Source organism: Aeromonas sp. PS2Canimalfood6, assembly GCF_048276795.1.
Taxonomy (GTDB): Bacteria; Pseudomonadota; Gammaproteobacteria; order Enterobacterales; family Aeromonadaceae; genus Aeromonas; species Aeromonas caviae.
Genome location: NZ_JBLUXC010000052.1, coordinates 18,986 through 27,591 on the forward strand (window position 1 = coordinate 18,986; position 8,606 = coordinate 27,591).

Sequence of the window (8,606 nt, forward strand, 5' to 3'; positions counted from 1 at the left end):
TCCCTAGCGCTCAACCAGCGTCATTCTGCGGTTGTAGATGTTCATCAGCACCGAGGTGGTGATACTGATGACGAGATAGACCCCCATGGTCATGGCGATGACCTCGATGGCCTGCCCTGTCTGGTTGAGAGTCGTCCCCATGAACACCGAGACCAGATCCGGGTAGCCGATGGCGGTCGCCAGGGAGGAGTTCTTGGTGAGGTTCAGATACTGGCTGGTCAAGGGAGGAATGATGACCCGCATGGCCTGGGGAATGATCACCAGCCGCAGCGTCTTGGTGGGCGAGAGCCCGAGGGCGGAAGCCGCCTCCGTCTGCCCCTTGCTGATGGCCAGGATGCCGGATCGCACTATCTCGGCGATGAAGGCCGCCGTATAGATGGTGAGCGCCAGCAAGAGGGCCGCGAGCTCCGGCAGCACCGTCAGCCCGCCCCGGAAGTTGAACCCCTGCAGCGCAGGCACGCTCCAGCTGAGCGGGCTGCCCGCCAGCAGGAAGGTGATGCCCGGGAGCAGCATGACCAGGGCGGCCACACAGCGCCAGAACGGGAAGATCCTGCCTGTCAGGGCCTGACGGCGGCGAGCCCAGCGGCCCAGCCCCCAGCTCAGCAGCACCGCGAGCACCAGTGCACAGAGCACGTAGCCGAATCCCTCTTCGAACAGGGGCTTGGGCAGATAGAAACCCCGCACGTTGAGGAAGGCGAGCCCGCCTATATCCACGCTCTGACGCGGGGAAGGCAGGGTACGCAGCACCGAGAAGTACCAGAAGAAGATCTGCAGCAGCAGCGGGATGTTGCGAAACGTCTCTATGTAGACGGCCGCTATCTTGGCCACCAGCCAGTTGCGCGACAGGCGCGCGACCCCGAGTGCGAACCCGAGCAGGGTGGCAAACAGAATGCCGAGCACGGAGACCAGCAGGGTGTTGAGCAGGCCCACCACAAAGGTGCGACCGAAGGTGTAGGTCTCGTCGTAGGGGATGAGGCTCTGCAAGATGCCGAAACCGGCCGTGTTGCCCAGAAAATCAAAGCCTGTGGTGATGCCACGGGTGGCCAGATTGGTCAGGGCATTGTTGACGATGTAGAACAGAAACCCGATAACCGCCGCGATGGCCAGGCACTGGAAGAGCAGCGCCCGCACCTTGGCGTCATACCACCAGCGGCCCTGTTCTTTCCTATGGTTTGATGCGTGTAACGCCATGAGGATGACTCCGACAAAGCCAGGGAAAACATGGGGGGCCAGGCCCCCCGGTGACTGTCGACTCAGCGGATGGGTGGCGCGTACATCAGACCGCCCTTGTTCCAGAGGGCATTGATGCCGCGATCAATCTTGAGGGGGGAGCCGGCACCGACGTTGCGATCGAAGGATTCACCGTAGTTGCCGACCTGTTTGACGATGTTGTAGGCCCATTTGTCATCCAGCCCCAGCACAGTCCCTTTGGGCTCTTCCAGCCCCAGCAGGCGACGGATGTCAGGGTTGGTGGACTTGAGCATCTCGTCCACGTTGGCACTGGTGACCCCGGCCTCCTCGGCATTGAGCATGGCGTTGAGGCTCCAGCGCACCACCTTGAACCACTGATCGTCACCCTGACGCACGGCTGGGCCCAGCGGCTCCTTGGAGATGACCTCCGGCAGCACCACGGCTTCCTCTGGCTTGGTGAGCTTGATCTTGAGGGCATAGAGCTGGGACTGATCCGAGGTCAGCACGTCACAGCGGCCGGCTTCGAAGCCCTTGACGGTCTGATCCGAGGTATCGAACACCACTGGGGTGTACTTCATGCCGCCATTGGCGCGGAAATAGTCGGCCAGGTTGAGCTCGGTGGTGGTACCGGACTGGATACAGACGGCGGCACCGTCAAGCTCCTTGGCGCTCTTGACCCCGAGGGACTGCTTGACCAGGAACCCCTGCCCGTCGTAGTAGTTCACCCCGGCGAACGTGAGGCCCAGCGACCCATCCCGGGTCAGGGTCCAGGTGGTGTTGCGCGAGAGCAGATCCACTTCCCCGGACTGCAGGGCGGTAAAGCGCTCCTTGGCGGTGAGGGAGACATACTTGACCTTGCTGGCGTCCCCCAGTACCGCGGCGGCCACGGCGCGGCACACGTCCACGTCGAGCCCGGTCCAGGTTCCCTTGGCATCCGGGTTGGAGAACCCGGGCAGGCCGTCACCGACCCCGCACTGCACGAATCCCTTCTTCTTGACGGCATCCAGCGTACCGTCCGCCCACGCATTGGCTGCCATCAGCGACAGCGCCATCACCATACCAGCCTTGTGTATCTGCTTCATGTCACTCTTCCCTGTGGTTTGATTCGAACAGGCATCAAAATCTAGCGAGATGCCATCGTTTCCCTGCTTTTTGGCAGCTTATCCAGCCGCAGAAAAACCTGTCAATCGGTGCAATCCGGCCCAACCATGGTGCAACAGAACAAAATATCTAAACGGGGGAATATGCACTCTCAGAATCAAAAGTAGACCCTTATTTGCCAAATAGCCTGCTGCTTAAAACCCTTCTTGGCATGAGGATTATTTTTCGAAAATAAATCGGCTGCACCGCATTGGGGCAGCCATTTCTGCTGACAACTGACTCATCAGATTCGGTTTTATGCCAAAAGCACCAGAGTGAGGCAGCATGACCCCATATGGAAAAATGGCGATAACAGGCAGGGGAAAGCAACAGAAAAAGAGGTAAAAGGCGGGGAAGTGGCGACCTTATCTCCCGCAGGCTGGGCTTCAGAAAACCAGGAGGTCATCCTCCCCGTGGGCCATCCACAATGTCGGTGATGACGCCGTTTTCGACGGTGACAAACTGCATGAATTCCCGCTTGCCGAAGTTGTAGGTCCAGCGCTCGGCATACTTGACCGTCACTCTCGCCCCGAAGCCGTTCTCCTCGAAGCGGGTGAGATCTTCCTTGAGCATCGGCTGGCCGCAGCGAACCAGCAGCTCTGCCGTGGTGTCTCCCTCGGTCAGCAAGGCGTTCTTGCAACGCAGGGTACCTGCCTGCACAGGCAAGGCCGCCACCAGCAACAACCACAGAACAGGTTTCATTTTGCACTCCATTTGAACAGCATGGTTCCCAGCGAGATGCACACCAGGGCGAACACCATGACCTGGCCCAGAGGGCCTGCCACCTCCTGCCATCCCGCCCCTTCCAGCATCACGGCGCGGGCTGCTTCGATGATCTGGCTGAGGGGCAGCCTGGCCGCAAGCTGCTGCAGCCAGGCGGGCGCGCCTTCTAGCGAGAACCAGACACCGGATAAAAACATCATGGGCAAGCTGATGAGATTGAGCAAACCGCTCGCCAGCTCCTCGTTCTGCAGGCGAGCGGCGATGAGCAGGCCAAGGGAGGCCATGGCCGTTCCTCCCGCCAGGGCGATCACCAGCAGCAGCCACCCCGACCCGATGAGGGGCACATCCAGCAACCAGTAGGCCGCGCAGAAGACCAGCAGGCTCACCACCAGGGTGATCAGCACCCGTGACAGCAACTGGGCGAAGAGAAACTCCAGCGCGCCGAGCGGCGTGGCTCGCAGCCGTTTCAGCACCCCGTTCTTGCGATAACGCACGATGACAAACCCGACCCCGAACAGGCCGGAGAACATCAGGTTCATGCCGATCACCCCGGGCAGCAGCCAGTCGCCGTAGCGAATGGCGCGCCCGCTCAGGGTCTCTCTTTGCAAGGGCCCCTGCACCGCCTGGCGCAGCAGATACTCGGCCATGGCCCCCTGAGGGGCGTCCGGATTTATCCAGTAACGCCCCCCGGCGGGTGAGAGCAGCAGGTCCAGCTGATGGTGACGGACCTTGAGCTGACCTCTCGACGCCTCGTCATAGGGGATGATCTTGAGCAGCGGCACGGCGCGCAGCGGGGCATAGGTTGCGGGCAGTTCCCCCACCACCCCGATCTGTACCAGCGGTTTGGGCGGGCCGGAGAAGATGAGGGAGAAACCGATGACCAGCAGGAGCGGGAAAAGCAGGTTCCACACCAGGGCCGCGCGATCGCGTACGAACTCGAGGGTGCGGGCATAGAAGAGCGCCCCGATGCGCTTGAGGGATCCCTTCATCGTCCACTCCCGGGATTGCATGTCGGCAAGGCGTACCGCAGCACGGGGGCCACGGTCAGACAGAACTCGGTCATCCCTCTCATGCGCCGCTCCGCAGGCTGTGACCGGTCAGGTTCAGGAAGAGATCTTCCAGATTGGGGGAGCGCACCTGCATGCCGGTGAGCGGCACACCAAGATCCAGCAAGGCTGGCAACAGGGTCGCCACGTCGGGGCAACAGAGCTCCACCTGATCGCCGACCGGACGCAGGGGATAGCCGAGCCCAGCCAGGGCCGGGTGCCCCCCAAGACGCACCAGTACGCCGTCGAAGTGTTGCGCCAGCAAGGCAGCCGGCGTATCCAGACTGAGCAGGTGGCCGTGATCGACGATGGCAATCAAATCGCACAGCTGCTGCGCTTCGTCCATGTAGTGGGTAGTGAGCACCACCGTCTTGCCCTGGGCCTTGATCGCCTCTATTCGCTGCCAGAAGTGGTGGCGCGCCTGGGGATCCAGTCCTGTAGTGGGCTCATCCAGAAACAGCAGTTCGGGATCCCCGAGCAGGGCCAGGGCCAGCAGCAGGCGCTGACGCTGGCCCCCCGAGAGCTTGCGACTGTCCCTGTCGATGAACTCGCCCAAGGCGCACAGATCGATGAGCAGCTCCCGTGGCAAGGGATTGGGGTAGAGGCTGGCGAACAGACGCAGGGTATCGCGCACCGTCAGGAAATCCTGCAGCGCCGTGTGCTGGAACTGGATGCCGATGCGGGAGCGATAATCCGGGCCGCGCGGGGCGCCGTGAAACAGGATCCGGCCGCTGTCCGGGGTGAGGATCCCCTCCAGCAATTCTATGGTCGTGGTCTTGCCCGCCCCGTTCGGGCCGAGCAGGCCGAAGCAGCTGCCGGCGGGAATGGCAAAACTGAGCCCGTCCACCGCCTTGACGCCGGGGAAGTGCTTGACGAGATCGACGACCTCGATGATGGCTGCCATGGCGTGTCTCCCTCACATGGCCGGAATGGACGACGCTCTGACTATATCCAAATCCCCGCCGTAGGCACATGGCCCGTTTGGGCGGTCCAAAAACAAACGGCGACCTCAGGGTCGCCGTTTGCATCACGCCAGCCGGATCACAGGATGTCCAGCAGCTCCACTTCGAATACCAGAGCGGAGTACGGCGGGATGGAGCCGGCGCCACGGGCACCGTAGGCCAGATCCTGCGGAATGTAGAGCTTCCACTTGGAGCCAACCGGCATCATCTGCAGCGCTTCCACCCAACCGGCGATCACGCCGGTCACTGGGAACTCGGCCGGTTGGCCGCGCGCAACGGAGCTGTCGAACACACCACCGTGGGTGAAGGTACCGTGGTAGTGCACGCGCACGGACTGACCGGCAACCGGCACGGCACCATTGCCTTCGACCATGACTTCATATTGCAGACCAGAGTCGGTGGTCTTCACTTCGGCGCGCTTGGCGTTGTCGGCCAGGAAGGCTTCGCCTTCGGCGGCAGCGGCCTTGGCGGCAGCTTCCTGCTCTTCCTGCATACGGGCGGTGATGACCTGGAAGGCATCGTTGATATCGTCACGGCTGACCGCGAACACCAGACCGTTCAGGGCATCAGCCAGACCTTGTTGCAGGGCCGGGATATCCAGACCGGCGAAGGCTTGCTGAGCCAGTTGGTCGCCCATGTTGCGGCCGATGCCGTAGCTGGCCTTCTGTTCGATAGAGTCGTATTGGGACATTGAGAGGTTGCTCCGGGTCCTGATGGTAAAAGAGACGGGATGATAACAGACTTTTTTGCACCGTGCTGCCAAGACGCCCCTCAATTGCCCGCCGGTGGGAGACGCCTCACATCGGCCCCCTCATCCCCGCCCCTTCTCCCGCAAGGGGAGAAGGGAGCAAAACAGGGCACCATGCCGCCGCACAGTCTGTATCAGGCCCTGTCCAGCAACGCCCTCACCGCCGCGACCTTGGCCCCATCGGTGATGTTGACCCGGCCATCGTCCGAGGTGCCCATGTTGACGTCACAGAGAGAGGCACCATGGCGCCGCACGGTCTGTATCAGGCCCTGTCCAGCAGAGCCCGCACCGCCGCGACCTTGGCGCCGTCGGTGATGTTGACCCGGCCGTCGTCCGAGGTGCCCATGTTGACGTCACAGATAGAGGCACCATGGCGCCGCACGGTCTGTATCAGGCCCTGTCCAGCAGTGCCCTCACCGCTGCGACCTTGGCGCCGTCGGTGATGTTGACCCGGCCATCGTCCGAAGTGCCCATGTTCACACCATGGGGCACCATGCCGCCGCGCCAGCCCATGCCGGACATGTGCACTTCATTGACGCCGGTGAATTCGATGATGGTGCGCACGTTGTCGGCGTTGACCCCGGCCCCCGGCATCAGGCTGGCGCGACCCGCCAGCGCCTGGTGCATGGCCTGCAGGGTTTCGAGCCCCGCCAGCGCGGTCGGCGCATGGCCGGAGCTCAGAATGCGCTCGCAAGCTGCCGCGACGATCGTCTCGAGATCCAGCCGCCAGTCGGAGGAGAGATCGATGGCCCGGTGGAAGGTGACGCCGAGCGGCCCCGCCGCCTCGACCAGTTGCCGGAGCTTGCCTTCGGGTACCCGTCCATCTTCATCCAGCAGACCGACCACCACCCCTTGCAGGCCCGCAGCACGAGCGGCCGCGATATCCAAGAGCATCATCTCGAACTCGCCGTCGTTGAAGCAAAAATCTCCGGCGCGTGGACGGATCATGGCGTACACCGGCACAGTGGCGTGGCGGGCAGCCAGCTGCATAAAGCCATAGGAGGGAGTGAGGCCACCCAGCCCCAGCGCAGAGCAGAGCTCGATGCGATCTGCGCCGGCCGCTTGGGCGGTGAACAGGGATTCGAGGTTGTCGATACAGATTTCAAGACGGGTCATGATGACTCCTTGTTCGGGGAGATCAGACCCTCTGTCCGATCTCACAGATTGAGCAGGGCTGCACCGCGCACACCGCCGGCTCCACCGAAGCGGGCCTCGCGGATCGCCGGCAGGGCGACACCGGGCAGCAGGTGGCCGGGCAGACGTTTGGGCAACTCCTCATAGAGGGCTGGCAGGGCGCTCAGGCCGCCCCCCAGCACCACCACATCGGGATCAATCACCGAGATGGCGGTGGCGAGGCCGGCGGCGATGATCTCGAGCCAGCAGTCGATGGTCGAGAGGGCCGCCGCCTCACGGGCATCGGCACGGGCGACGATCTGGTGGCCGCTCACCCGTTCTCCATGAACATGGTGGTATAGCCGCTCCAGGCCCGTGCCCGACGCATAGGTTTCGAAACAGACCAGGCGCCCGCAGCCACAGCGGGGACGGGGCAAATCCGGGTATTTCATCAGGATGGTGGCGGGCAGCGGGTAGTGACCTATCTCCCCCGCCAGCCAGTTGCGCCCCTGGATGAGCTTGCCCGCCAGGTAGACGGCGCCGCCGATGCCGGTACCTATGGTGACGCCGAGGGCGCTGCCAGCACCGTCTGCGGCCCCCTGATGCACTTCCGACCAGAGGAAACAGTTGGCGTCATTGTCGACCTTGACCGGTCGGCCCAGCAGTTCGGCCAGATCCGCCCCCAGATGGCGGCCATGGATGGCGGGCAGGTTGGCCGCCACTATGCTCCCGTCGAGGCGATTGAGGATCCCCGGAAACCCGATGCCGACGGCCCCTTTCACCCCGAAGCGCGCATCCGCCGCCTCGACCCGCTCGCGCACAAGCTGCTGCAGCGCCGGGTAGTCGTTGCCCGGCGTGCTCACCCGCTCTTCATGGCAGAGGGTCAGGGCGTCGTCATACACCGCGAAGGCAATCTTGGTGCCGCCAATATCAAATCCGTAGTACATGCCACACTCCCTTGCGGTGGACCCGGCCACCTCGGTCTGTCCAGATGGGGCACATTGTATTAATTCGCAAAAAAAATAAAGTGACCAGGGGCGAAAAACGGGAGCCAGCTCAAAGCAAACGGAACATTTGTCGTTGTTGGCAAGGGTGTCCGAGGCTCATCAGGGTGCGCTCCTGACCGTCGAACATGAAGCCGCGGCGCAGGTAGAATCCCTCGCCGATGTGATTGCCATCCAGCAGCCAGAGCCTGACACACTCGCAACCGGCCCGGCGCATCTGCACCGCCACCGCCTGCCACAGCCGTTTGCCATGACCCTGACGCCAGTGATCGGGATGAAGGTAGAGCGCCCGGATCCGCGCCGTCATCAAGCCTTCCTCCAAAGAGGGCTGCCAGTAGAGCAGGCCTATGACCACGTCGTCCTGACAGACCAGCATGGGAACGGGGCCGGGCTCGGCGAGCCGGTGTCGCCAGATCTGCAGGTGGTCGGTCACCGCCAGCTGGGCCAGCATGTCGGCCCCCAGCACCTCCCCGTAGGCCGCCAGCCAGCTCGCCCGCTGCATCACCGTCATGGCGGCGGCATCGGCGGGACGCGCCAGGCGCAGGCTTACGCCTTGCACAGGGCTGACGCATCAGTGTTTATACTTTGAACAACCCCATACATTCGAACAAATATTGTTCATTCAGACAGCAGAGCCTGCGCTTGTTGGCCATGCTTAGATTACGTGATTTGTTTTGCT

The 8,606-nt window shown here is 62.9% G+C and carries 10 protein-coding genes and 1 pseudogene; all 11 read right to left on the reverse strand.

The window, feature by feature from the left end; translation table 11 throughout:
• Positions 1-3 precede the first annotated feature (3 nt).
• Positions 4-1,191, reverse strand: a complete 1,188-nt coding sequence (locus ACNPAA_RS17180; protein WP_223937699.1) for an amino acid ABC transporter permease — start codon at positions 1,189-1,191, stop codon at positions 4-6.
• 62 nt (positions 1,192-1,253) lie between these two features.
• Positions 1,254-2,273 (reverse strand): amino acid ABC transporter substrate-binding protein, encoded by a 1,020-nt coding sequence (locus ACNPAA_RS17185; protein ID WP_010673482.1) that lies wholly within the window; start codon positions 2,271-2,273, stop codon positions 1,254-1,256.
• A gap of 460 nt (positions 2,274-2,733) precedes the next feature.
• Positions 2,734-3,045, reverse strand: coding sequence for a DUF2845 domain-containing protein (locus ACNPAA_RS17190; RefSeq protein WP_161469726.1), 312 nt, complete (start codon positions 3,043-3,045; stop codon positions 2,734-2,736).
• Positions 3,030-4,043, reverse strand: coding sequence for an ABC transporter permease (locus ACNPAA_RS17195; protein WP_210538121.1), 1,014 nt, complete (start codon positions 4,041-4,043; stop codon positions 3,030-3,032). Before ACNPAA_RS17195 ends, ACNPAA_RS17190 begins: the two co-directional genes overlap by 16 nt.
• A 79-nt stretch (positions 4,044-4,122) precedes the next feature.
• The gene (locus ACNPAA_RS17200; RefSeq protein WP_045523520.1) at positions 4,123-5,004 is read right to left on the reverse strand and encodes an ABC transporter ATP-binding protein; all 882 of its coding nucleotides are present in this window, start codon (positions 5,002-5,004) and stop codon (positions 4,123-4,125) included.
• A gap of 137 nt (positions 5,005-5,141) precedes the next feature.
• Complete coding sequence (locus ACNPAA_RS17205) at positions 5,142-5,753, reverse strand: FKBP-type peptidyl-prolyl cis-trans isomerase (RefSeq protein WP_270835551.1); 612 nt, start codon at positions 5,751-5,753, stop codon at positions 5,142-5,144.
• A gap of 191 nt (positions 5,754-5,944) precedes the next feature.
• Positions 5,945-6,034 (reverse strand): annotated as a pseudogene (locus ACNPAA_RS17210) (copper homeostasis protein CutC); the annotation flags it as partial.
• A gap of 38 nt (positions 6,035-6,072) precedes the next feature.
• Positions 6,073-6,192: a copper homeostasis protein CutC gene (locus ACNPAA_RS17215; RefSeq protein WP_080990051.1), complete on the reverse strand. Its 120-nt coding sequence runs from the start codon at positions 6,190-6,192 to the stop codon at positions 6,073-6,075.
• 8 nt (positions 6,193-6,200) lie between these two features.
• On the reverse strand, positions 6,201-6,926 hold the full coding sequence (locus tag ACNPAA_RS17220; protein WP_201871295.1) for a copper homeostasis protein CutC: 726 nt from the start codon (positions 6,924-6,926) through the stop codon (positions 6,201-6,203).
• Between the two features lie 41 nt (positions 6,927-6,967).
• Positions 6,968-7,870: an ROK family protein gene (locus tag ACNPAA_RS17225; RefSeq protein ID WP_010673476.1), complete on the reverse strand. Its 903-nt coding sequence runs from the start codon at positions 7,868-7,870 to the stop codon at positions 6,968-6,970.
• 109 nt (positions 7,871-7,979) lie between these two features.
• Positions 7,980-8,486 (reverse strand): GNAT family N-acetyltransferase, encoded by a 507-nt coding sequence (locus tag ACNPAA_RS17230; protein ID WP_052816140.1) that lies wholly within the window; start codon positions 8,484-8,486, stop codon positions 7,980-7,982.
• Positions 8,487-8,606 lie beyond the last annotated feature (120 nt).